This window comes from Saccharothrix carnea (genome assembly GCF_003014735.1).
Classification (GTDB): domain Bacteria; phylum Actinomycetota; class Actinomycetes; order Mycobacteriales; family Pseudonocardiaceae; genus Actinosynnema; species Actinosynnema carneum.
This window is the reverse complement of the sequence record NZ_PYAX01000011.1, coordinates 1-25,077: the sequence shown is the minus strand read 5'-3', so window position 1 is coordinate 25,077 and position 25,077 is coordinate 1. Positions and strand designations below refer to the sequence as shown.

Below are 25,077 nucleotides of genomic sequence, written 5' to 3'. Positions count from 1 at the left end.
GAGTAAAGCCAGTGCCCGCGACGCGCGACCACCACGCGCTCTCGCGGACTCGGCACCCTGCCACCCGCCCGCGAACTCGCCACCCGCCTGCGGATCCGGCACCCGCCGCCCGCGCGGGCTTGCCGCTGGCCCGCGGACTTCGCTGCCTTCCCGCGACTTCGCCACTGCCTTCCCGCGGACTTCGCCACTGCCTTCCCGCGGACCTGCCCTGGGCGCGCGGGCTTGCTGGCACCCGCCCACGGACTCGCCCTCGGCCTGCGGACTTGCCGCCGGGCCGCCTGCGGGTGTGCGCGCGATCGCTGCGGATCTCATGCGTCATCGCCGCGAACGTCGCGCGTGTGCGTGCCCGTCGCGCGCATGATCGCGGCGGGCTTCACGCGTGGTCGGTGGAGTGCGTGATCGGGTGCGACGGGTGATCGTGCGGGGTGTCGTCGTCCGTGAACGTGGTGGCGATGCGTTCGCCGAGGCGTTCCAGCAGCGGCTCGGCGTGGGTCAGGCAGTGGGACACGTCGGGCTCCAGGTCGGTGAGCGCGAACGCGTCGGCGAAGCCGGCGGCGGCCAGTTCGGCGCGGTCGAGGGTGCAGTGGCCCGTGGCGGCGACGACGGTCGTGCTCGCGGCACGTGCCGCCGCGGCGACACCGGCCGGTGCCTTGCCGCGCAACGTCTGGTGGTCCAGGCGGCCCTCGCCGGTGACGACCAGCCGTGCGCCGGGCAGTTGGTCCGCCAGGCCGGTCAGTTCCAGCACGAGGTCGATGCCGCGGCGCATCCGGGCGCCGAGCGCGAGCAGCGCGTAGCCCGACCCGCCCGCGGCGCCCGCGCCGGGCAGCGACGCGGCGGCGGGAGCGAGCACGTCCGCCCAGCGGGCCAGGTCGGTGTCCAACGCGGCGACGAGAGCGGCGTCCGCGCCCTTCTGCGGGCCGTACACCGCCGCCGCCCCGTGCGGGCCGAGCAGTGGGTTGTCGACGTCGCACGCCACGATCAGCTCGACCTCGCCGAGTTGCGGGTGCAGGTCGGTGCGGTCGATCGCGTGGACGGAGGGCAGTGGGGAGGTGGTGGCGTCGAGCGCGGTGCCGTGGGCGTCGAGCAGGCGGGCGCCGAGACCGGCCAGCAAACCCGTGCCACCGTCAGTGGTGGCGCTGCCGCCGAGGCCGACGACGATCGTGCGGTGGCCCGCGTCCAGCGCCGCGGCGATCACCCGGCCGGTGCCGAAGGTCGAGGCCGCCGCGGCGCGGTCCGGTGTCACGGGCACGTCCGCGATCAAGCCGAGACCGGATGCCTCGGCCAGCTCCACCACTGCCACCCCGTCACGCGACGCATAACGCGCCACGACCGGACGGCCCAGGGGATCGGTCGACGTCACGGGCACGGCGGTGAAACCGGCGCTGAGCAGGGCGTCGACCGTCCCCTCGCCGCCGTCCGCCACCGGGTGCTCGCGCACGTCCACCCCGCGACGGCGCAGGCCGCGTGCCACAGCGGCCGTGGCCTGGCGGGCGGACAGCGAACCCTTGAACGAATCCAGCGCGACGACGACGTGGCCGGTCGGAGGCGGGAAGGGAGGTGGCGCGGGTGGTCGAGGTGCGGTCACGAAGCCATGGAAAGCGCTTTCCAAGGCCCTGTCAAGCGCCCCGCCGACCGTGTCACCGACCTTGACTCACCGATACGCGCGCTGAATACTGCGAGGAAAGCGCTTTCCGCAGCAAAGGAGCCCGCGTGGACCGGATCGTCGTCGCGCTCAACGGGGTGACCGGCGTGCAAGTCCAGCCGGGCATCGACCTCGGCCCCACCCCGTCCGCCGAACGACGCTGGACCGACGTCCCGGAGCTGTCGCCGTGACCACCACCCTGACCGTGCGCCACGACCTCGGTTCCGCGCTGACCGTGTCCGCCGGCGACGTCGACCTGCTGCGCTACGCCTACCTCCCCGACACCCCGCAGCTGGAGTCACCCAAGCCCTTCCTGCACCCGATCCGCACGCGGGCGGGACGGGTGGTGAGCCTGTTCCGGCCGCACGACCACGTGTGGCACAAGGGGATCGCGTGGTCATTGCCGCACGTCGGCGACGACAACTTCTGGGGCGGACCGACCTACGTGCGCGGTCGGTCCTACGTGCAGCTGGACAACAACGGCACCCAGCGGCACCGGCGCGTGGTCGACCTGGGCGTCGAAGACGACACCGCCTGGTTCACCCACGAGTTGGACTGGATCACCCAGTCCGGGCACACCGTGATCACCGAACGTCGAACGATCACCGCCACCCTGCTGTCCGACGCGGCGTGGGCGCTGACCTTCGACACCGCGATGACCAACACCTCCGGCCACGAGATCGCGTTCGGCTCACCGACCACGCACGGCCGGGAGAACGCCGGGTACGGGGGCCTGTTCTGGCGTGGCCCGCGCTCGTTCACCGGCGGGAACGTCATCACGCCGGACGGCGTCGGCGGCGACGAGGTGCGCGGCCGACGAGCGGAGTGGATGGCGTTCGCGGGCCGGCACGACGGCGACGAAGCGGAGTCCCTGGTCCTGGTCGTCGACCACGACGCCAACCCGCACCACCCGCCGCAGTGGTTCACCCGATCCGTGGAATTCGCGTGCCTGAACCCGGCGCCGTTCTTCAGCGAGGAGCTGGTCGTGGCGGACGCTGACACCGTGAGGTTCCGCTACGGCACGGGGGTGGCGGACGGCGGCGCGCAGGACGCGGAACCGCTGGCCGACGCCGTGCGCGAGGCGCTGCGCCGGGCGGTGTCGTGAGCACGTTCCCCGGAGGCACGTCGTTGTCGTTCCTGGACGTCTACGACGACGCCGCGCCGGACGGGGTCGTCGGCGGCAGCCCGCACCTGCACCTGGCCTCGACCGAGTGCTACGCCGTGGTCGGTGGTGAGGGCGAACTGCACACGGTGACCCTCGACGGGTGCCGTGAGATCCCGCTCCGCCCCGGCGCCGTGGTCTGGTTCACCCCCGGCACGATCCACCGCGCGGTCAACCACCGCGACCTGCGGGTCGTCGTCCTGATGGGCAACGCCGGGCTGCCCGAGGCCGGTGACGCGGTGATGACGTTCCCGCCGGACGTCGTCGCCGACCCGGACCGCTACCGCGCCGCGGCGACCCTGCCACCCCGGTCGACTGAGGCCGAACGCGCCGCCGACGCGCGCCGACGCCGTGACCTGGCCGTCGAGGGCTTCCTCCCCCTCCGCGACGCGATCCGTGCCGGTGACCAGGCGCCGCTGCGGGAGTTCTACGCTGCCGCCGCGGCCCTGGTCCGGCGTCGCGCCGGCGCCTGGGCGTCGATCGTGCGCGACGGTCCGCTCGACCAGGCCGAGGCGTCGCTCGCGCTGACCGGCCACCTGGCCCTGGGCGTGGCACCGCACCTGGAACGGGCGGCCGTGCGCCAGGCGCCCACACCGGAACGGGCGTTCGGCATGTGCGGGCGCCTGAGCCCGGTCGACGTCGGCGTGCCGCCCGCCGTCGAGCACCAACCGTCGAGAGCAGCGGACAAGGAGCACTCTTCGTGACCTACACCTGCGCGATCGTCGGCACGGGCGCGATCGCCGGCGCCCACGCCACCGCGATCACCGAACTGCCCGGCCGGGCCAGGCTCGTCGGTGCCGTCGACCTCGAGCCGTCGCGGGCGGCGGCGTTCGCCGAGACGTGGGACGTGCCCACCTACCCGACCCTGGCCGCGTTGCTCGACGCGCAGCGGCCCGACCTGGTCCACCTGTGCACGCCACCGGGCTCCCACCTGTCCCTCGCGCTGGAGTGCCTGGCGGCGGGCGCGTCACCCGTGGTCGAGAAGCCGCCCGTGCTCTCGCTGGCCGAGTTCGACCGCCTGCGCGCCGCGGAGGACGCGGCCGGGTTGCCCGTCGCCACCGTGTTCCAGCACCGGTTCGGGTCCGGGGCCGTGCGGCTGCGTCGCCTGCTGGCCGAGGGCGTGCTCGGTCGGCCGCTGCTGGCGTCGGCGAACACGTTGTGGTTCCGCGACGACGACTACTTCGCCGTCCCGTGGCGGGGCAAGTGGGAGGTGGAAGGCGGCGGACCGACCATGGGGCACGGCATCCACCAGTTCGACCTGCTGCTGTCGGTCCTCGGCCCGTGGACCAGCGTCACCGCGATCGCCGAGCGCCAGGCCCGGCCGACCGACACCGAGGACGTCTCCGCCGCGCTCGTGCGCTTCGACTCCGGCGCCGTGGCGACCGTGGTCAACTCCCTGGTCTCACGGCGCCAGACCAGCCAACTGCGCTTCGACTTCGAGCACGCCACCGTCGACCTGGAACACCTCTACGGCTACACCAACGCCAACTGGTCGCTGACCGCCGGCCCCAGCATCACCTCCGCGTGGGACCGCGACCAAACCGACCTGCCCAGCGGCCACACCGCTCAACTCGCCGCCGTGCTCGACGCCCTGGACGCCGGTGAAACCCCACCGGTCTCCACCGCCGACACCAGGTTGACGATGGAGTTCGTGGCCGCCGTCTACGCCTCCGCGTTCACCGGCCGCACGGTGGGCCAGGGCGAGATCACCGAGGGCCACCCGTTCTACGCCGGCATGGCCGGCACCGGCGCCCCCTGGCTGAACGGGGTCAGCCGATCGTGACCACCCGCGCCCAGGCGGGTGGCGTGTCCGGCACGTAGTCGGGATCGTCCTCGCCCGACCGACGCGGCCGGGGGAACAGGCCCACGACCGTGCGGCAGGGTGGACGGGCATCGGGCCAGGGCGTCTGCCCATCGGTCAGGGCGACGATGACGTCGGGGCGAGGGCTGCCACGCAGGGCCTCGGCGAAACCGGTGCGCAGGTCCGTGCCGCCACCGCCCACCAGCGTGATCCCCTCGGCACGGCACAGCGGATGCGTGACGTGGGCGGCGGCGTCGCACGACAGCACCGAGACGAGGTCACGTCGGCCTCCCACGGCGCGGCCGATCGCGGCGATCTCGACGATCGCGCTCCCCAGTTCGGTGTCGCTCACCGATCCGGAGGTGTCGACGATGACGCAGACCCGGGGCGGCCGGCGGCGCAGGCTCGGCAGGACCACCCCGGGCAGACCGGCCGACCGGCGCGAAGGCCGACCGTAGGTGTAGTCCTCACCCACACCGGGACCGGACACCGCCGACCGCACCGCCGCACCCAGCAGGTCACGCCACGGCTGCGGCGGGTGGAACGCCTCCTGCGCCCACCGCTGCCAGCCCTGCGGCGCGCTTCCCGGTCGGGCGGTGATGCCCTGGGCGACCCGGAACCGGACGGCGTCGCGTTCCTGCGCGCTGAGCCCGTGGGCGCCGTCCGGCCCCAGCTCCCAGTCCCGGTCCCGCCCATCGGCGCCGCTGCCGCAGTCCAGCCACGCGAACCCGTCGGTGTACGGCCCGAGCCGGAACTGGCGCAGGTAGTCCTCCATCAACTCCCCGTCCGGCAAGTTGAGCAGGCCCGGCCGGACCGCGCCCGCGGGCTCGGCCAGCCCGTCGCCGTACACGTCGTCGTTGATCTCCAAGTCGGCGGCGATGTTCATCCGCAACCGCTCTCCCGGCCCGGTCAGCCCGTGCCGCGCGGCGAACCGGTCGCCGCGCCCGTGGTGATCGCGCAGCAGGTGGGACACCTCGTGCACCCAGACGCCGGCCAACTCCTCCAACGGGGTGCGGTCCACGAACGCCGGCGAGACGTAGCAGCGCCAGTGCCGGTCCACCGCCATCGTCGGCGTCTGCCGCGATGCCACGGTGTGCAGGGCGAACAGCGCCGTCGCCAGGTACGGCCGGCACCGGACCGCGTGCAACCGGGCGGCGAACAGCTTCTCCTCGTCCAGGACCGCCTGCGTCATCGGCAGCCACCCGCACCGACCGCCGAACGGTCTGCCCGGTCTGCCCGCCGCGACACCGACACGGCCCCGGCCAGTCGTTCGATCGCCGCCGGCACCTGCCAGTCGTCGCGGCGCAGCGCGGCGAGCGTGGCCGCCGGTACGACCACCAGGTCCGGTGCGCCGGTGTCCAACGCCAGGACCAGCAGCGACCACGCGGCGTCCCAGCGCGACTGGTCCGGCCGCTTGCGCACCGCCTCCACCACGCCGTCGAGCACGGTCTGGCGCAGGTCGCCCCGCTCGGGCAGGACGGCCGCTTCCGGATCCGCCAGCAGCACCTCGGGGTCGGGCAGGTCCATCCGGTCCAGACTCGCCAGCAACTCCAGGCCCGGCCCGTCTCCCACCGCGCCCCGGACCAGCATCGACAGCACCTCCCGGGAGACGTCCGCCGCGGTGGCGAACGCGACCAGCCGCAGTGCCATCTCCCAACTGCGCGGTGAGGGCCACGGACCCCCGCGGCCCGCTTCGTTCTTCGGCAGTTGGTGCACGAGCCCGGGTCGGGCGGCCAGGAGCCCGCACACCGCCCGACGCGCGAACGCCACGGCGTCGTGCAGCCGCCCCGGGTCCAGCCTCGGCAACGCCGCTCTGGGCCACGTCCCGCCCAGCCCGCGCACCACGACGTCGTGGTCGTGGGCCCACTGGAGGTGGACGAACCGGTTGGCCAGCGGCGGGCTCAGCTCCCAGCCGTCGGCCGCGGAGGAACGCGGGTTCGCGGCGGCCACGATCCGGACACCGGGCGGAAGTCGCAACGCACCGATCCGGCGTTCGAGCACGACGCGCAGCAGCGCGGCTTGAACGGCCGGCGGGGCGGTGGACAGCTCGTCGAGGAACAGCAGGCCGTGACCGGCCCGGACCAGGCGCACGGCCCAGTCCGGCGGTGCCATCGGCACGCCCTGCTCGGCGGGGTCGTCGCCGACCACCGGCAGGCCGGAGAAGTCGGAAGGCTCGTGCACGCTGGCGATCACCGTGGTCAGCGGCAGTTCGAGCGCGTCGGCGAGCTGGTTGAGGACCGCGGTCTTGCCGATCCCCGGCTCGCCCCACAGCAGCACCGGCAGATCGGCGGACACGGCCAGGGTCAGGGCTTCCAGTTGAGCGTCGGCACGCGGTTCGGTGGTCGTGTCCTGGAGCAGCGCGAGCAGTTCGGCGGCGGCGTCCAGCGGACGTACATCGACGGGAATGTCCGTGGCAGTAGGCATGTTCGGTCACCTTCGGGTCGAGTCGGGGGCGTGCGTCGGCCAGGCGGGCACGCGGGGTACGGGGGTCAGCGGTCGGTCGCGTGGCGCGGGTGTGCCCGGTGGTCACGGCCGCGGGCGTTCCGAGTGGACGGAGGCGGTCCGCCGTTGACGAGTCCGGCCCGGTACAGCCCGTGCGCGACCCGGCGGCGCACCGCGGTCTCCAGCTCGTCGCGCAACGCCCCGCTGCGAAGCAGCACGTCCGGTCCGAGCAGGGCTTCGACGGCGGCGAGGGCACCGGCGGTGTCGCCGTGGTCCAGCCGGGCGCGAACGTCCGCAAGGGACTCCGGGTGCCGGTGCGCGTCGTCGATCGCCCGCAGGCACGGCAACGCGGTACCGCCCAACGCGACCAGCAACTCCTCGCGGCGGAGCTCGTCGGGGTCGTGGTCGAACGGGACGAGCACCCCGTCCACCACGCCGATCCGATGGGTGGCGCCACGGCACTCGACCAGGCGCACGTTCCCCGGGCGGTCCGGACTCCGCGCCGTACCAACCGGTCCGTGGTGTGGCCGAAGTGCCGACGCGACCAGCGGGTGCAGCCGGTCGCCGTCGATCAGCCCCGCGCGGAGCAACTCCAGGTCGGGCAGCTCCCAGGTCGCGGCGTCGGGCAGGACCGGCCACCCCCGACCTCGTCGCGGAGCCGCCGTGATCCTCGGTGCGGACGCCGCCTCCAGGTTCAACGCCAGCCGACGCCGGGTGTCGAGCCGCACGATGACGACGCCGTCCGCGCAGCCGTCCGCACGCAGCAGCAACGCGGCCTCCGCCGCCCATCGCCCCAGGGCCGAGCCGTCCGGCCGCGCCGCCTCGTCAGGAGACCACCGCCCGGCCCGCTCCCACAGCTCACCGACCCGGCGGACGTCCCACAGGTGGCGGTGCAGGTCCAGGCGGAACCGCCGGTCAGGCCGGGGATGGGGGTGCGGGCCCGCGCCGTCCCCGGACGGCTCCCACAGCGCGAGGCTGATCCGCTGACCCGCCTCCGCCCAGGCCGGCGGCGTACGTGCCACGAGGTGCACGACCCCGTGACCGTCCGCCATCGGCGGGTACCTGGCCAGGGACACGGTGAGCCCCGGCCGCAGCAGGCCGTCCGGGGCGATCCTCGGGAAGTGCCAGCGAAGCAGGTCGGGAGCCAGGTGACGCAGGTCGGCCCGGACCCGCGCCGCGAACTGCCTGCCCCGGGTGCGACCCAAGGCCCGCAGGTTCAGATCCACGTCCACGCGGGCGGCGGCACAGGCCCCGGCCCAGTCACCCACCGCGCGGCGGGCTGTCGCTGCTTCGATCATCGACGTCGGCACGGCGAACTCGCGCACGTGCGACCAGAAACGGAGGCGGACGTTCTCGTTCGCGGTCAAGGGGAGCATCAGCACTCACCTTGTGCGAACGGAACCCCCGATCTGCTCGAGTAGGTAACCATCGCCGCGAGCGTAGCAGGATCGACCTGGCTTCGGCGCGGAAATGGTGGCACCGAGCGAAGTCGCCCTACTCGGCGACCGAGGTGCCCGCCAGTGCCGTGAGGGTGTCGCGCAGGGCGGCCGGGTCCGGGGTGCCGGTGAAGACCTCGGCCACGTAGCCGTCAGGCCGGACGAGAACCGTGTCGGCTCCCCGCTCGGCCGGGGCGGCGACTCGGACGCGGTCGTCCCAGCCGGTGACGTCGCCGGTTCCCACCAGCACGAAACGGCCGCCGCGCAGGGCTTCGTACAGCCGGGTGCCATCGGCGAGGGGCACGTCGGGCATCCGGGTGCCGGTCAGCCGGTGCTCGCCGGCGGCGTGCCGGTAGCGGAAGCCCAGTGCGGTCAGGCGGCCGGTGAGCCTGCGGTGGATGGCGGGGACGCGCAGCGCGGTGCCGCCGACCAGGCCGCGCAGCGCACGGGCGAAGCGGGACCGGGCCATCGCCAGCCGGATCATCGTGCCGCTGACCCGCAGGACCTCCTCGCCGACCGGGTGGCGTTCGGCGTGGTAGGTGTCGAGCAGCGCGTCGGGGGCGCCGCGCAGCACCGCGGCCAGCTTCCAGCTCAGGTTCGCGGCGTCCTGCAAGCCCGTGTTCATGCCCATGCCACCGGCGGGGGAGTGGACGTGGGCGGCGTCGCCCGCCAGGAACACGCGACCCACGCGGTAGTGCGGCGCCTGTCGTTCGTCGCTGTGGAAGCGGGACAGCCAGCGGGCCTCGTACATGCCGAAGTCGGTGCCCAGCGCGCGCTTGGTGATCGCACGGACCTCGTCCAGCTCCAGCGGGGTGTCGTCGGTGACGTCACCGCGCCGGTCCCAGGCGAAGACCCGCCACCAGCCGTCGCCGAACGGGGCGATGAACGTGAACTCCGAGCCGGAACCGTTGACGGTCAACGTGTCGGGCGGGGTCTCGCGCAGCCGCACGTCCGCCAGCATGATCGACTTGAGCACCGACTTGCCGGGGAACGGCTGGCCGAGCGCGTGGCGCACCGCGCTGTGGAAGCCGTCCGTGCCGACCACGTAGTCCGCGCGGTACGTGCCCCCGGTCGTGTCGACCTCGGCACCCGTGTCGTCCTGGCGCACGGCGGTCACCGCCGCGTCGTACACGATCCGCGCCCCGGCCCCGACCGCCCGCGCCAGCAGCGCCCGCTCCACGTTGTACTGCGGGCTGACCAGCATGTACGGGAACCGGCTCGGCAGCTTGCCGAGGTCCACGTGCACCCTCTCGAACAGCCGGATGTCGGTCACCCGCCCCACGCCGGTCCGGTCCACCTCCTCGACCAGCCCGCGGGCGTCGAGCTGCTCCATGGTGCGGGCGTGCACGGCGAACGCCCGCGACAGGTTCGACACCTCGCCGTTCCGCTTCTCCAGCACGGTCACCGCGACACCGGCCTCGGCCAGGTCTCCCGCCAACAGCAGCCCGGTGGGGCCCGCGCCGACCACGACCACCTGCGACATGTCCGCCTCCTTCAGGTCAACACTTGTTTGCCAACGCCTGTTGGCAAGACGGTAGAACGGACCGGCTCGACATGTCAACAGGCGTTGGCCTACAGTTGTTGGCATGACCGGGACGGGCAGCACGGAGGCCAAGGCGCGCCGCTCCGACGCGACCAGGGCGGCGATCCTCACGGCCGCGCGGGAGCGCTTCGCGGCGGACGGCTACGAGCGCGCCACGATCCGCGCGATCGCCGCCGACGCGAACATCGACCCGTCGATGGTCATGCGCTACTACGGCAACAAGGAGAAGCTGTTCGCCGCCGCCGCGGAGTTCGACCTGCGGCTGCCGGACCTGACCGAGGTGCCGCGCGGGGAGGTCGGTACCCGGTTGACCGGTCACCTCGTCGACCGCTGGGAAGACGACGACACGCTCATGGCGCTGCTGCGCGCGGCGGTCACCAACCAGGCCGCGGCCGAGCGCATGCGCGAGCTCTTCGCGGCCCAGCTCGGCCCCGCGGTCGCGGCGCTGGTCACCGACCCCGCCGAAGTCCCGGTGCGGGCGGGGCTGGTCGCCACCCAGGCGCTCGGGTTCGCGCTGACCCGGTACGTGCTGCGCCTGCCGCCGGTCGTCGCGCTGGATCGCGCCGAGGCCGTGGCCTGGCTCGGCCCGACGATGCAGCGCTACCTGGCCGGCGAGCGGTAGCCGCTCGCCGCTTGTGAGCGCTCACAGAGCCCGCCTCGCGGCCTGGAGCTGTCCCTAACGTTGCGAAACATCCCTTGACGGTCAAGTCTGTTAACGCTCACACTCCCCGTTGGCAAACGCTGGCATTTCCTACGGCGGTGGAACTCAGAGTGGAGCACCCCTCATGACGACAGCGCAGCGGCCGGTCGGCAGACCGGGTCGACGGTGGATCAGTGCCCTGGTGGTCGCGGCACTGCCGGTCACCCTCGGGGTCGCCCTCTCCACGGCACCCAGCGCGGGGGCGGTCGAAGGAGAGACGTGGACGGACGACTTCGCCTCGACGACGCTCCGGCCGGAGTGGGAGGTCGTCAACCCCGACCCGGGCGCCTGGGCCCTCCGCGACGGATCACTGCGGGTCACCGGCCAGACCGGTGACACCTACCAGGCCGTCAACACGGCCCGGAACGTGTTCCTGGTCGACATCCCGGCGGGCGACTTCACCGCCGAGGTGACCGTGCGCGCCCAGGTCGCCAAGACCTACCAGGGCGCCGGGCTGATCGCCTGGCAGGACATGGACAACTACGTCCGCTCGGGCCTGACCTTCGTGGGCACCCTGGCACCGTCCGGCATCGCGATCGAGAACGACGTCGAGACCGCCGCCGCCTTCCGCGCCGAGCGGTTCGTCGACCGGCCGGGCTCGACCGGCGAGACGCTGCAGTTGCAGCGGGTCGGTGACACCATCACCACCCGGTACCAGAACGCCGCCGGCGCGTGGGTGGACGCCTCCGCGGCCACCGCCGCGTTCCAGACCACCCAGGTCGGCCTCTACGCCTTCGGCGCGCTCGACGGCACGACGCTCGACGCCGCGTTCGACGACTTCCGGGTCACCGCGGCGGCGGGCCGCGACATCCGGCCCGGCGGCACGTTCTCGATCAAGAGCGCCGAGGGCGGCCACCTGGTCGAGACCGAGGTCGGACTGGCCCTCTCGCCCGAACCGCCGCTGTCCACCCTGGTCTTCACCGCCGCGGCCCAGGCCGATGGCACGGTCCACCTGCGCACCGCCGAGGGCGACCGCCCGGTCGTCGTCGCGGACGGCCGTCTCGCGCTCGGCCAGACCGGCGGCGCGGCCTCGCCCGTGCGGCTGACCGACGCCGCGGGCGGCGAGCTCTTCCTGCGTGACGCCGGGGGCACCGGCTACGCGGGCGGCAACCCGCTCGCCTTCGGCGCCAAGGCCGCCGCCGTCCGCTTCAAGCTCGCCCAGGTCAGCACGTCCGACGCCGAGCTGGCCATCGACGGCGACGCGTCCGCCGCGCAGATCAGCGACACGATGTTCGGCATCTTCTACGAGGACATCAACTACGCCGCGGACGGCGGTCTGTACGCCGAGCTGGTGCGCAACCGGTCGTTCGAGTTCAACTCCTCCGACAACGGCAGCTTCACCGGCATGACCGGCTGGGAGGTCGTCAACGGCGGCGGCGCGGCTCCGCAGGCGCTGGTGGTCGACGACGACACCCGGCTCAACGCCATGAACCGCAACCACTTCCGGCTGGTCGCGGACGGTCCCGGCGACGGCCTGCGCAACCTCGGCTACAACCGCGGCTTCGCGGTCAGGGCGGGCGCGGCGTACGAAGCCTCGGTGTGGGCGCGCACCACGACCGCCCAGAACCTGGCCATCCGCCTGGTCAGCGCGGACGGCGCGGTCACCTACGCCGAGGGCACCGCGGCCGTCGACGGTTCGGACACCTGGAAGCAGTACCCGGTGACGCTCACCGCCACCGCCACGACCGACGCCGCACGCCTCGTCGTCACCGCCGGTGCCGCCTCCACGGTCGGCCTCGACATGATCTCGCTCATGCCGCAGGACCGCTGGGTCGGCCCGGTGAACGGCAAGTCGGTGCTGCGCAAGGACCTCGCCGAGAAGGTCGCCGCGATGAAGCCGACGTTCCTGCGCTTCCCCGGCGGCTGCGTCACCAACGTCGGCACGTTCCGCACCTACGAGGAGAGCGGCTACACCGACCGGCGCCGCACCTACCAGTGGAAGGAGACCATCGGCGCGGTCGAGGAACGCCCGACCAACTGGAACTTCTGGGGCTACAACCAGACCTACGGCATCGGCTACCTCGAGTACTTCAAGTTCGCCGAGGACCTGGGCGCCGAGCCGCTGCCCGTGGTGTCGGTGGGCGCCAACGGCTGCGGCAGCACCATCCCCGAGATGAAGGACCCGGCGATGATCGCCCGCTGGGTCGACGACACCCTCGACCTGATCGAGTTCGCCAACGGCGACGTCACCACCGAGTGGGGCGCCAAGCGGGCCGCGCTCGGCCACCCGGAGCCGTTCGGGCTGGAGATGATCGGCCTGGGCAACGAGGAGAACACCACCACCTTCGAGGCGAACTTCCCGGCGTTCCGGGACGCCATCGAGGCTCGGTACCCGGACATCACCATCATCTCCAACTCCGGCCCGGACGACGCGGGCGCGCGGTTCGAGGCCCTGTGGGACTACAACCGCCGCCAGAACGTCGACATGGTGGACGAGCACTACTACAACGACCCCGACTGGTTCCTGCTGAACAACCACCGCTACGACAGCTACGACCGCAACGGCCCCAAGGTGTTCCTGGGCGAGTACGCCTCGCGCGGCAACACGTTCTACAACGCCCTGGTCGAGGCCTCGTACATGACGGGCCTGCAGCGCAACGCCGACGTGGTCCAGCTGGCGTCCTACGCGCCGCTGCTGTCCAACGAGTCGTACGTGCAGTGGAACCCGGACGCCATCTGGTTCGACAACGACGAGTCCTGGAACACCCCCAACTGGGAGGTGCAGAAGATGTTCGGCAACAACGTCGGTGACGAGGTCGTGCCGAGCACCTTCACCGGCTCGGTCAACCAGTCGGTCGTCAACGGCGGCATCTTCCTGTCCACCTGGAACACCGCCGCGGCCTACGACAACGTCAAGGTCACGTCCAACGCCAACGGTGAGACGCTGTTCTCCGACGACTTCGCCAACGGCGACCGGTGGAACCCGACCGCGGGCAGCTGGGCCGTCTCCAACGGCGAGTACGTCCAGTCGTCCGCCACGACCACCGACGCGCGCAGCATCATCGACGACGCGTACGCGAAGGACTGGACGAACTACACCCTCGAGCTCGACGCCAAGAAGCTCTCCGGCGCCGAGGGCTTCCTGATCGGGTTCGGCGCCAAGGCCACCAACGACTTCTACTGGTGGAACCTCGGCGGCTGGAACAACACCCGCTCGGTGCTGCAGAAGGCCTCCGGCGGCAGCGCGGTCGAGGTCAAGTCCGTCGAGGGCCACAGCGTGGACACCGGCGCGACGTACCGGGTGAAGGTCGTCGTCGCGGGCAACACCATCTCGCTGTACCTCGACGACCAGTTGCAGATGACCTACGAGTCCGGTGCCGACGAGAAGCTGTTCCAGGTCGTCACGCGGGACAAGGCCAGCGGCGACGTGGTGGCCAAGGTGGTCAACACCTCGACCGAGACCGTCCGCACGCGGGTCACGGTCTCCGACGCGGGCGTGCTGCCGGACGGCGAGATCACCCAGATGACCGGTGCGCCCGGCGACACCAACACCAAGGCCGACCCGACCAACGTGGTGCCCACGACGCGGCCGATCAGCGGACTGTCGAACGACTTCGGTTACGACTTCCCCGCGCAGTCGATCACGTTCCTGCGGATGCGCACCACGGACGCGGTCGCTCCGGTCGTCGACGACGTGACGCTGCGCGGCACGACCGTCAACGGCTGGTACGGCGACCCGGTCACCGTGTCGGCGACCGCCACCGACGACCGGCGGCTGGACCGGATCGAGTTCCGCGTCGACGGCGGTGCGTGGCTGCCCGGCACGGAGGTCCAGGTCAGCGGAGACGGTCAGCACACCGTGGAGGTGCGCGCCGTGGACGCGGCGGGCAACGTCGGCGTGGTCCGTCCCGTCACGTTCGGCATCGACAGCGCCGCTCCCGTCTCCAACGCCACGGTGGACAAGACCTCGCGCACCGTCGCGGTCCGCGCCGCGGACTCCGGGGTCGGCGTCGACCGGATCGAGACCCGGGTCGGCACGGCCGACTGGCAGCGGTACACGGCTCCGGTCGTGATCGGCGACGCGGAGACCGCGGTGCAGTTCCGCGCGGTCGACCGGCTGGGCAACGTGGAGCAGCCCGGAACGGTCGTGGTGCCCGCGAAGCAGGCGCAGCTCAAGTCGACCACGACGACGGTGACGCCGTCGAAGCCGAGGGTCGAGCAGGGCACCGCCGTCCCGCTGACCGTGAAGGTCGGCAGCACCTCCGGCGGCACCACGCCGACCGGCGAGATCAGGATCCTGGAGTCGTCCGTGCCCCTGGCATCAGCGACCTTGACCAACGGAACCGCCGCGGTGTCGCTGGACACCAGCGGCCTGAGCGTCGGTGACCACACCCTCGTCGTGCGCTACCTCGGCGACGGCGGGCACAGCCCTTCGCAGACCAGCGTGGTCCTGCGGGTCACCAAGCGGAGAGGGTGATCGGGATGAAGATCGCCATGCGGAAGCGGACCACCCTCGTGCTGCTGGGTGCCGCACTCCTGGCGGGCGGGCTCACCGCCGTGCCCGCCCACGCGACCGAACCGGTCCTGGCGGCCTCGTACGCGGTGGAAGAGACGGCGCAGGCCGCGGTCGACGCCGTCACGCTGACCGACGCCGAGGGTGTCCGGGGGAACCTCACCCTGCCCCTGACCGGCGCCTACGGTGCGACGCTGGCGTGGCAGTCGGGCAACGAGAGCGTCGTGACCGACACCGGCGAGGTCACCCGGCCCGCGCACGGCGGCCAGCCGGTGGCGGTGGACCTGACCGTCACCGCCACGCTGGCCGGCAGCACCGCGACCCGCACGATCGGAGTCACCGTGCTCCCGATGCCCGCCCCGGCCTCGCACGAGGCGTACTTCTTCCCCTACTTCGTCGGTGAGAGCACCGACGACGGTGAGAAGATCTACTTCGCCGCGTCGAAGGGCGACGATCCCCTGTCCTGGGACGAGCTGAACAACGGCCGTCCCGTGCTCACCTCGACCATGGGGGAGCGGGGCCTGCGCGACCCGTTCCTGATCCGGTCGCACGAGGGCGACAAGTTCTACCTGCTGGCGACCGACCTGAAGATCTTCGGCGGCAACAACTTCAGCGAGGCGCAGGAATCCGGCAGCAAGCACCTGGTGGTGTGGGAGTCGACCGACCTGGTGCACTGGTCGGAGCAGCGGATGATCAAGGTGTCGTCGGACTTCGCGGGCAACACCTGGGCGCCCGAGGCGTTCTACGACGAGGCGTCGGGCGACTACGTCGTCTACTGGGCGTCGAACCTCTACCCGACGACCGACGTGGCGTCCCGCGACTTCCGCACCTCCTACAACCGGATGATGTACGCGACCACGCGCGACTTCCGCACGTTCAGCGAGGCGAAGCCTTGGGTGGACGTCAAGCGGGGCACCGGTCTGGGCATGATCGACGCGACCGTGGTGCGCGACGGTGACACGTTCTACCGGTTCATCAAGGACGAGGCGTCCATGACGGTCCGGCAGGAGAAGTCGACCGACCTGATGGCACCGGTCACCGGGACGCTGCCGACCACGACCTCGTCGCCGTGGACCCTGGTCCGCGAGCGCATCGGCGTCGGCCAGCCCAACCCGTGGGGCGGCACGTTCACCGGTGGCGAGGGTCCCACGGTGTTCCGCGACAACGCGGTGCCCGGCCGCTGGCACATGCTGATCGACCAGCCGAGCTACCACGGTGGCCAGGGGTACCTGGCGTTCCGGACGGACGACATCGCGTCGGGTGTCTGGACGACGGTGCCGGAGTCGGCGCTGCCGCGCAGCCCGCGGCACGGCACGGTCATCCCGATCAGCCAGGCCGAGCTGGACGCGTTGCGCGCGGCGATGCAGCCGAACCTGCTGGCCAAGTCGGTCGCGTCGGTGTCGGTGCGGACCCGTGAGGGTGTCGCTCCTCCGCTACCGTCCACTGTGGACGTTACATACGCGGACGGCTCGACCCGGGCGACCGCGGTCGACTGGGCCGACGTGGAACCGTCGCGGTACGCGTCCTGGGGTTCGTTCCAGGTCCCGGGCACGCTCGCGGGCCAGGCGATCCGCGCGACGGTGACGGTGATCGTGACCGACCGCCTGGACCCGACCGTGTCGTTGAGCACGACGCCCGCTTCACCGACCGGCGACTGGTTCACGGTCCCGGTCGACGTGAAGGCCACCGCCGCGGACGAGACCGGCGTGCAGTCGGTGGAGATCGCGGTGGACGGCGGCTGGCGGACCACCGACGTGGTGACGCTGACCGAGGGCAGGTACACCGTGCGGGCCAGGGCCACCGACATCACCGGGAACGTGTCCGGCGAGGTGACCCGGTCGATCAACGTCGACACCCGAGCACCGGTCAGCCGTGCCACGTGGGACAACGCGGCCCGGTCGGTGTCCATCGCCGCCGCGGACGACACGTCCGGCGTCGCCCGGGTCGAGTACCAGCTCGGCGATTCGGCCTGGACGACCTACACCTCGCCGTTGGTGTTCGGCGACGTCGCCACGACGGTGCGCTACCGGGCCGTCGACCACGCGGGCCACGTCGAGCAGGTCAACACCATCCCCGTGCCGCGCGAGACCCTCGACGGGAGCACCACGACCGCCACCCTGAACCGGGACGCGGTCAAGCCGGGCGGCAACGCCTTCGCCCGGGTCGAGGTCGAGGGCGGCCCGTTCACCCCCACGGGCACCGTCCGCATCATCTCCGGCGGTGACCTGGAGGTGGGCCGCGCGACCCTGGTGGACGGCCGCGCCACCGTCTCCATCGACACCGCCGCACTGGGCACCGGCCGGTGGCCGCTGACCGTGGTCTACGACGGCGACGCCAACCACGCCCCGTCATCGACGACGGTCGTCCTGAAGGTCAACAAGCGCTAGGCGCTCACGGAAGCGGTCGTCCCGACCACCACGGGACGACCGCTTCCTCCTTGATGTCACCACCGGGCCCCCGTAGGCGCCGCGATCGCGGGCTCCTCAGGCGGAGCGGGATCTGGCAGAGTGCCGGGATGTGATCTTCCGTCGCGTGCTTGTGGCCGTGGTCTCGTTGTCGTTGTTGGGCTTGCCGCCCGGTCAGGCGGCAGCGGACCCCGAGCCGGAACGCTTCCCAGGACCGCCACGGCCCGACAAGGCGGCGGTCGACGTGTCCGATCCGAACGCGGTGCTGGTCCGCTTCGCCGACGCCGTCCCCGCCGAAGCGCGGGAACGGGCGTTGACGAGCCGGGGTGCGAGCCACGCGGGTGCCGTGCGGGGTACGGGTTATGTCAAGGTGAAGGCAAAGGGGAACGCCCGGGACCTCCTGCGCGAGCTGCGCCAGGACCCGGCGGTGGCCGAGGTCTCGTTCGACCACGAGCGGCGCGTCACGACCACGCCCGGAGACCCGTTCTTCGCGACCCACCAGCTGTCCTATTCGGACACCGTGCGGCTGGGACAGGCCTGGGACGTCAGCAAGGGCTCGACCGACCAGGTGATCGCGGTGCTGGACACCGGCGTCAACGGGCTGCACGACGACCTGCGTGGCGTGACGGTCACCGGCTACAACGCCCTGACCGGCACGGAGATCGCGGCCGGCGCCGACTCGGACGACAACGGTCACGGCACGATGGCGGCCGGTATCGCCGCGGCGAACACCGACAACGGGATCGGTGTCGCCGGTGCGGCCTGGACCGCCCGCGTGATGCCGGTGAAGGTGCTCGGCGCCGGTGGCCGCGGCGTCGACTCGGACATCGCCGAAGGGCTCGCCTGGGCCGCCGACCACGGCGCCGAGGTCGTGAACCTGTCGCTGGGCGGTCCCGTCGACAGTCCCGTGCTGCACGACGCCGTCCGGTACGCCGTGGACCGCGGTGTGGTGGTGGTCGCGGCGGCGGGCAACTCCGGCGGCGGTGTGCCGCTGTACCCGGCGGCCTACCCGGAAGTGCTGGCCGTGGGCGCGACCGACTGGAACGGCGACCTCACCGACTTCAGCTCGTGGGGCGAGCACATCGACGTGGCGGCGCCCGGACTCGACATCACCTCGCTGGACGACGCGGCGCCGGACCGGACCCGGATCGGTTCCGGCACGTCGTTCGCGGCGCCGATCGCCGCGGGCGTGGCGGCGTTGGTGCGCGCGGTGAACCCGTCGTGGACGCCGCGGCAGGTGGTGGACCGGATTCGTGCTGCTGCCCGTGACGCCGGCCCGCGCGGGATCGACCCCTACTACGGGCACGGGGTGCTCGACGCGTTCGCGGCCGTGGGCGGACCGCGTGCCGCCGCGTTCCCGCCGCGGGTCCTGGGCGCCAACGAGCCCAACGACGTGCCGGCACGGGCGACCACCTTCGCCACGTCGGTCACGGGCACGCTGGAGGCCGAGGGCGACGTCGACTGGTACCGGTTCGACCCCGCCGGTCGGCAGTCCCTCGCGGTGACGGTCACCCCGCCGGCGTTCGACGCGAACCGCGCCCGGAACACCGACCTCGTCGTGGCGGCGTACGACCAGGACCTGCGCCTGATCGCCGAGGTCGACGAAACCGGTCCGGGGCAGGCGGAGGTGCTGGAGTTCGTCGCCGGGACGGGCTTCCACTACCTCACGGTCCGCAACTACCACGGTGCGGTGGACGCCCGGGCCCACACGGTCTCGGTCGCCGCCGCGCCACCGTCGCTGTTCCAGCCGGGCGTGGGGTTCGACGTCGACGCCGAGGCGCGGATGGCCCAGGTCGCCGACGTGACGGGGGACGGCCGCGCCGACGCGATCATCGCCACGACCGGCCCGTACGGCGCGGAGAACGCCGACAAGCTGTTCGTCTTCGCGCAGCAACCGGATGGCACGCTCGCGCCGCCGGTGCGCTACGCCACCGACGCCGTGCCCAAGGGCTTCTTCGCGGTCCTGGACACCAACGGCGACGACCGCCTGGACATCGCCGTCAACGCGGTGGGCGGCATCGCGATCCTGAGGCAGACCGCCGCCGGGACGCTGGAGAACGCGGGTCTGATCCCCGGTGGCGGCGGCATCCCGGTGACGGCGGACATGGACGGCGACGGTGACGGCGACCTGGTCGCCGCGAGTGAGCGGGGCATCAACCTGCTGACCCAGGGCGAAGGCGGCACGTTCACCGAGACCGTGGTCACCACCGAGCCGTTCGCTGAGCCGGAAGTCGGTGACGTCGACGGTGACGGCCGGCCGGACATCGTCGTCGCGCCGCCGTACCACTTCGGCAACGCGCCGATCTCCGTCTTCCACCCGACCGGGAGCGGGTGGGCGAAGACCACCCACCGGACGGGCATGACGTCGCCCGAGTCCGTCCGGGGCATCGAGGTCGCCGACGTGAGCGGCGACGGTCGCGCGGACGTCATCACCACGTTCGGCGGCAACAAACCGAGTTCCCACGTCAGCGTCCTGACGCAGAACGCGACCGGCGGCCTCGACACCGCCGTCGTCCACCCGGTCCTGGACCTGCCGGACGCGGTCGAGGCGGCCGATGTCAACGGCGACTCCCGCCTCGACGTGGTCGTCCTGCACGGCTGGCACACGGTCGGCGTCCTGCCGCAGGACAGCGACGGCGGGCTGGGCGCCCCCGAGTACGCCGAGATCGACGTCCCGACCGGGTCCAACCACGCCCCTCAGGCTCTCGCCCTGGGCGACATCGACGGCAACGCCCGCCCGGACGCGATCTTCGCCGACTACCTCAGCGGTCTGGTGGTGCTGCGCAACAACAACGGCCCTACCCGAGCCGGGCCCGCGGTGTGGGTCCGGGACAGCGCTCCGGCCGACTTCGCCACCAACGTGGCCTCGACCGCCGTGCCGGCGGTGACCTTCCAGCGCGACGTCGATCCGCGGTCGGTGTCGGCGTCGACGGTGCGCTTGCTGGACGGCCGGACCGGAGCACCGGTGGACGCGTCGGTGTCCTACGACGCCGCCACCCGCACGGCACGGGTGACGCCGACCGCCGCTCTGGAGGCCGACAGCACGCCGTACCGACTGGTGGTCGACGGCGTCCGGGACACCACCGGCTCACTCCAGGCACAGCGGTTCACCAGCACGTTCAGCACGGCGGACGGCACTCCCGGCCCGGTGACCGGCCTCACCGCGACCGGAGGCGTCCGAGAGGCGAAGCTGTCCTGGACCCTGCCACCGATCCACGACCTGGCCCAGGTCGTCGTGCGGCAGGCCACCGGTCCCACCCCGCCGTCGTCGATCACCTCGGGCACCGGCGTGTACGAGGGGACCGGACACGAGGTGACGGCGCCGAACCTGACCGCCGGCACCACGTACAGCTTCGCGGTGTGGGTGCGGGACCAGTCAGGCAAGCTGAGCACCCCCACCACGGCGACACTGACCGGTTCATCGTTCACCGGTACCGCCAACGCGAAGTCCGTGAACCCCGGCGGATCCGTGACCCTGTCCGGCCGAGTGACCCGACCGGACACCGGCGCACCCATCACCGGGGTGCCGGTGGAGTTGCACCACCGACGCACGGGCTCCGGGACCTGGACTCCGGCGGGCACCGCGACGACCAACGGCAACGGCGAGGTGTCGCTGACCCACCGCCCGCCCTCCACCACCGAGTACCGCTGGGTCCACCCCGGGTCCACGACCTTCATCGGCTGCGACTCTCCTCCCACGACAGTCCGGGTCAGGTGACCGTCCCAACCAACCCGAACCGACCAACTCGCGGTGGCGGCGATCACACCAACCAATCACCCGCCGCCGCCGCCCCGTCACGCACGTGTTCACCCCCTGCGCTCGGGGTCACGTCGCGCGGATCGGGGCAGGGGCTGTCCACCACTTGCGGAGCCCGCCGGTCCGGGACAACACGTGTCGATCCGACGCGTGTACCCACTGATGCTTGTAATCAAACGTGGTGCGCGGCACGGTCACAAGGTTGCCCGCAGTCCGGAACTGCGGTGATCCTCGGTTACCGTTGCCGCTGTGCCCACCCACACCGATCCAGAGCGCCTGTCGGCGGTCCATCGCTACCACATTCTGGACGCGCCCGCCGACGGTAGTTTCGACAGCGTCGCCCGCGTGGCCGCGCAGGTCTTCGGTACACCGATCGCGACCGTCACGATCGTGGACGTCGACCGCGTGTGGTTCGCGGCCTGCCACGGTCTGTCGGGCGTCACCCAGATCGGCACCGAGCCCGGCCTGTGCGCCTCGGCCGTGTTGCAGGACGAGGCGTACGTGGTGAACGACGGTGCGGTCGACCCCCGCACCCTGGACCACCCGCTGGTGCGCGGCGAGCTGGGCCTGCGCTTCTACGCCGCCGCGCCGATCATCACCGGCGACGGGCACCGGCTGGGCACGGTCAACGTGATCGACCGCGAACCTCGCGAGGTCACCGAGACCCAGGTCGCGACGCTCACCGCGCTGGCCGGGATCGTCGCCGACCAGTTGGAGCTGCGCTTGGCCGCCATCCAGGCGGTGCGCGCCGAACGCGGCCTGGACGAGGCTTCCGGAGCACGTGCCACCGCGTCGGCGAAGCTGGCGGGCCAGCTGCGCCACCTCGCGGCCGACCACCTCGACGCCGAGCACCCCCGGACGTGCCAGCTCGGCTTGTCGAGCCCCTGCGACAACCCCGTCGAGGTCAAGGTCGCCGATCCGTGGGGCGACTCAGCATGGGGCTGCATCCGGCACGCCGAAGACGTCATCATCAACGAGCGGTCGACGTTCATCGCCGACCAGAAGCTCAACGGACTGGAGCGCTACCTGCGACCCGCGAAGCGCCGCACCGCCGAAACGGCGCGCACGCCCTGATACGCAGTCCGTACCCAGCCGTGCAGTCCACCGCCGGCTGTGCGGTAACGCCGCTCGGGCGGGATGCGGGTGCCGCCGCGGCGCAGGTGGCGAGGTGGCACCAGCTCCTGACCTGCTCGATCCGACCGTGTCAAGTGGTCCTCGTCAGGCGGCGTGCCTGATCGTCGCTCTCGGATTCGGTGTGGTCGGTGTCGGTTGTAGTGGTCTGCACCGTCGTGCATGGGCTTCTCACGGGATCGGGACGTGGTCGAGAACGCCGGGGCCGTCCACCACCGCCTCCAACGCGTGGAGCCGGAGGTCGCGCCAGTCCTGGGCCTTGAAGTCGCGCCTTGATGCGCTGTGGATGGCCCTCCCTGGTTGAGCGGCCGGACACATGCCAGTAGTGACCGACTGAGCCGGGTCCGCAGCGTGTTGTGCGCCGCGGCCACGTGTACCTTCGCCTGTCGCAGGGCATCCGGTCCGGTGTCGACCTCGTGAAGGCGGTTCGGGTGGATCCAGGGCGTGACGAACTTCGTGTAGCGGTGGTCGTTCATCCGGTCGCCGCGGTCGATCACCCCGGATTGCGGGAGCTGGTGTCCCGTACCGCCCGGGACCGCGGCTGGTGCGAGCCGAAGTGGTTCGAGACCACCCGTGAGGATGCCGGGTCGGGGGTGACGGCCCTCGCCCTGCGCGACCACCCGCGGCTGGTCCTGGCGTGCGGTGGGGACGGCACGGTGAACGCGGTGGCCGCCGGGTTGGCGCACACCGGGGTGGCGATGGGGATCGTGCCGATCGGCACGGGGAATCTCGTGGCCCGGAACCTGGGTATCGGCAGTGGGGTGGAGGACGCCGTCACGTGCGCGTTCGGTGGTGTGGACCGCCGCGTCGACATGGGTCTGTTGAACGGACGCCCTTTCGTCGGTATGGGTGGGGTCGGTCTGGACGCGGAGATGGTCCGCGACACCTCACCCAGGATGAAGCGCCTTCTGGGGTGGCCCGCATATGTGCCGGCGGTCCTCAAAGGGCTGAGATCGGGCCCCAGTCGGGTGGCCGTCCGGTTGGACGACGGCCACTGGCTGACCCGCCGCGTCCTGGGGGCGGTCGTCGGCAACATAGGCGCCTTGCAGGGCGGGGTTTCCCTGCTGCCGGAGGCGGATCCCGCAGACGGGCTCCTGGACCTGGCGTTGCTGCGTGACGTGCGCACCAGGGGTTGGCTTGTCACGGCGGGGCGCCTGATCGGTTCGCGCCGGGTGGACGGGCCGGTTGTGGAGCGGTTCCGGTTCCGACGCTTGGAGTTGCGCAGCAGTCGCACGAAGCCGTTCGAAGTCGACGGAGAAGTCTGCGGGGCGACCAGGTCGCTGACGGTCGAGGTGGATCCCGGAGCGCTCGTCGTCAAGGTGTCGGCATGATGGACTCGGCTACCCGGAATCCGACGACTGCCTGACCGGTGTCGACGCGGCGACCTGCTTGAGCATCACGAACAGTCGGACACCTGAGGAGTCGGGACCTCGCCGATGGCTCGCAGCGAGTTGCGGCATGGTTGACGGACGGGGTTGGTGGGTAACTTCGCGCCGTCCGACGTCTTCAGCGGAGAGGCGTGTGAGGACTGTGACGCTGCTCGGGGAAGACACGAGCGGTCCCAGCGCGCCGGCCATGGACCTGGCCGACGAGGTGCCACCCCTGACGCGGGTGCGTGGTTGGGTGCGGGAGGTGTTGTCCGGTCTGACCGACGACGAGGTGGAGGATTGCCTGCTCGTGGTCACCGAATTGGTGGCCAACGCCTACGACCACGGCGAGGCCCCGCGCCGGGTGCGGCTGCGTCAGTCGTCGGAACCGTGCTCGGTGCGGCTCGAGGTCGACGACGCGGCCCGCGGTGAGGTGGTGGTGGGGACGTCGCGGTTGGGCGAGCACCGCGGACGGGGAATGGTGCTGGTGGCGTACCTGAGCACGGCCTGGAGCGTCGAGTTCCACGAACGGGGCAAGACGGTGTGGGCGGAGGTGTCCTGCTCCGCGCCGCCGCCGGTCGGCGGATGACCGGTGTTCAGCGCGACAGCACCGCGGTGACCGCCTGGTCGACCGTGGCGTGCACGGCCATCACCCGGTCCAGCTCGGTGATCCGCATCGGCAGCAGCACCGCGCGGTGCTGCGCCACGACGACGAGGGCTGTGCCCACGTGCTCCGCGCGGGCGGCGGACTCGACCAGCAGTTGCAGGGCCGTGGAGCCCATGAAAACCACGCCGGACAGGTCCAGTACCACGCCCGGCGGACGGCGGTCCAGCTGGTCGAACAGGTGGACCCGCACGGGGGCGACAGAGGTCGAGTCGACCTCTCCGGTCACGACCACGACGGGGACGTCGCGGTGCCGGGTGGTGTCGACCGTCGCGATCCCGGTGGTGTCGAGCATGGGTGCCTCTCGTCAGAACCTACGAGAACCGGCAACCGAGCTGCTGTTCAACCCGTATCGGCGCTCCGCAGCGGATCCGTGAGGATGCGCCGACAACGACAGTACGTGCCTGACGAGGGCGGGCACAATCGACCGTCGGCCACCTCCGCCGATCCGGTCACGTCAGGACGCCGTCGGGTCCGGAGATGCGGTGCCGGGTCAGTGCTTCGTCGAGTTCGCCGCGCTCGTGGGCGGTCACGAGGTCGTGGGCGATGTCGCGCAGTTTGCGGTTGGTGTGCT

17 protein-coding genes are annotated in these 25,077 nt (G+C 72.0%); 11 read left to right on the top strand and 6 right to left on the bottom strand.

What is annotated here, in order from left to right:
- Nucleotides 1–373: 373 nt before the first annotated feature.
- Nucleotides 374–1,585, bottom strand: a complete 1,212-nt coding sequence (locus tag B0I31_RS28930; protein ID WP_106618562.1) for a glycerate kinase — start codon at nt 1,583–1,585, stop codon at nt 374–376.
- 125 nt (nt 1,586–1,710) lie between these two features.
- Here B0I31_RS28930 and B0I31_RS42715 point away from each other — a divergent pair, with 125 nt between their 5' ends.
- The 4 genes from B0I31_RS42715 to B0I31_RS28915 are packed head-to-tail and all read left to right on the top strand — an operon-like array spanning nt 1,711 to nt 4,587.
- Nucleotides 1,711–1,833, top strand: coding sequence for a hypothetical protein (locus B0I31_RS42715; protein WP_281262325.1), 123 nt, complete (start codon nt 1,711–1,713; stop codon nt 1,831–1,833).
- A complete protein-coding gene (locus B0I31_RS28925) occupies nt 1,830–2,747 on the top strand; it encodes a DUF6807 domain-containing protein (RefSeq protein WP_106618561.1) in 918 nt (305 codons plus the stop codon). Before B0I31_RS42715 ends, B0I31_RS28925 begins: the two co-directional genes overlap by 4 nt.
- Nucleotides 2,744–3,508 carry a cupin domain-containing protein gene (locus B0I31_RS28920; protein WP_106618560.1) on the top strand — a complete coding sequence of 255 codons (765 nt, stop codon included), beginning with the start codon at nt 2,744–2,746 and terminating at the stop codon, nt 3,506–3,508. The genes B0I31_RS28925 and B0I31_RS28920 overlap by 4 nt, the downstream gene beginning before the upstream one ends.
- Nucleotides 3,505–4,587 (top strand): Gfo/Idh/MocA family protein, encoded by a 1,083-nt coding sequence (locus tag B0I31_RS28915; protein WP_106618559.1) that lies wholly within the window; start codon nt 3,505–3,507, stop codon nt 4,585–4,587. Before B0I31_RS28920 ends, B0I31_RS28915 begins: the two co-directional genes overlap by 4 nt.
- On the opposite strand, the gene B0I31_RS28910 is transcribed toward B0I31_RS28915, so the two are convergent.
- The 4 genes from B0I31_RS28910 to B0I31_RS28895 all read right to left on the bottom strand — a co-directional run bounded on the left by B0I31_RS28910 (nt 4,574) and on the right by B0I31_RS28895 (nt 9,966).
- Nucleotides 4,574–5,797 (bottom strand): vWA domain-containing protein, encoded by a 1,224-nt coding sequence (locus tag B0I31_RS28910; RefSeq protein WP_106618558.1) that lies wholly within the window; start codon nt 5,795–5,797, stop codon nt 4,574–4,576. The two genes, B0I31_RS28915 and B0I31_RS28910, sit on opposite strands and share 14 nt — an antisense overlap.
- On the bottom strand, nt 5,794–7,029 hold the full coding sequence (locus B0I31_RS28905; protein WP_106618557.1) for an AAA family ATPase: 1,236 nt from the start codon (nt 7,027–7,029) through the stop codon (nt 5,794–5,796). Before B0I31_RS28905 ends, B0I31_RS28910 begins: the two co-directional genes overlap by 4 nt.
- Nucleotides 7,030–7,094: 65 nt before the next feature.
- Nucleotides 7,095–8,423, bottom strand: a complete 1,329-nt coding sequence (locus B0I31_RS28900) for a hypothetical protein (protein ID WP_106618556.1) — start codon at nt 8,421–8,423, stop codon at nt 7,095–7,097.
- A gap of 118 nt (nt 8,424–8,541) precedes the next feature.
- Nucleotides 8,542–9,966 carry an FAD-dependent monooxygenase gene (locus B0I31_RS28895; RefSeq protein WP_106618555.1) on the bottom strand — a complete coding sequence of 475 codons (1,425 nt, stop codon included), beginning with the start codon at nt 9,964–9,966 and terminating at the stop codon, nt 8,542–8,544.
- A 103-nt stretch (nt 9,967–10,069) separates the two neighbouring features.
- Here B0I31_RS28895 and B0I31_RS28890 point away from each other — a divergent pair, with 103 nt between their 5' ends.
- The 7 genes from B0I31_RS28890 to B0I31_RS28860 all read left to right on the top strand — a co-directional run bounded on the left by B0I31_RS28890 (nt 10,070) and on the right by B0I31_RS28860 (nt 24,428).
- Nucleotides 10,070–10,648, top strand: a complete 579-nt coding sequence (locus B0I31_RS28890) for a TetR/AcrR family transcriptional regulator (protein ID WP_106618554.1) — start codon at nt 10,070–10,072, stop codon at nt 10,646–10,648.
- Between the two features lie 163 nt (nt 10,649–10,811).
- On the top strand, nt 10,812–15,143 hold the full coding sequence (locus tag B0I31_RS28885) for an OmpL47-type beta-barrel domain-containing protein (RefSeq protein WP_106618553.1): 4,332 nt from the start codon (nt 10,812–10,814) through the stop codon (nt 15,141–15,143).
- 5 nt (nt 15,144–15,148) lie between these two features.
- Nucleotides 15,149–17,566, top strand: coding sequence for an OmpL47-type beta-barrel domain-containing protein (locus B0I31_RS28880; RefSeq protein ID WP_146173979.1), 2,418 nt, complete (start codon nt 15,149–15,151; stop codon nt 17,564–17,566).
- Between the two features lie 145 nt (nt 17,567–17,711).
- Nucleotides 17,712–21,302, top strand: coding sequence for a S8 family serine peptidase (locus tag B0I31_RS28875; RefSeq protein ID WP_146173978.1), 3,591 nt, complete (start codon nt 17,712–17,714; stop codon nt 21,300–21,302).
- A 288-nt stretch (nt 21,303–21,590) separates the two neighbouring features.
- Entirely contained in the window at nt 21,591–22,415 is an 825-nt protein-coding gene (locus B0I31_RS28870) for a GAF domain-containing protein (RefSeq protein WP_281262324.1), read from the top strand.
- Nucleotides 22,416–22,828: 413 nt separating this feature from the next.
- Nucleotides 22,829–23,803, top strand: a complete 975-nt coding sequence (locus B0I31_RS28865; protein ID WP_106618550.1) for a diacylglycerol kinase family protein — start codon at nt 22,829–22,831, stop codon at nt 23,801–23,803.
- Nucleotides 23,804–23,993: 190 nt separating this feature from the next.
- On the top strand, nt 23,994–24,428 hold the full coding sequence (locus tag B0I31_RS28860; protein WP_181320505.1) for an ATP-binding protein: 435 nt from the start codon (nt 23,994–23,996) through the stop codon (nt 24,426–24,428).
- Nucleotides 24,429–24,435: 7 nt separating this feature from the next.
- Here the strand turns inward: B0I31_RS28860 and B0I31_RS28855 are convergent, their stop codons facing one another.
- Entirely contained in the window at nt 24,436–24,798 is a 363-nt protein-coding gene (locus tag B0I31_RS28855; RefSeq protein ID WP_106618548.1) for an anti-sigma factor antagonist, read from the bottom strand.
- Nucleotides 24,799–25,077 lie beyond the last annotated feature (279 nt).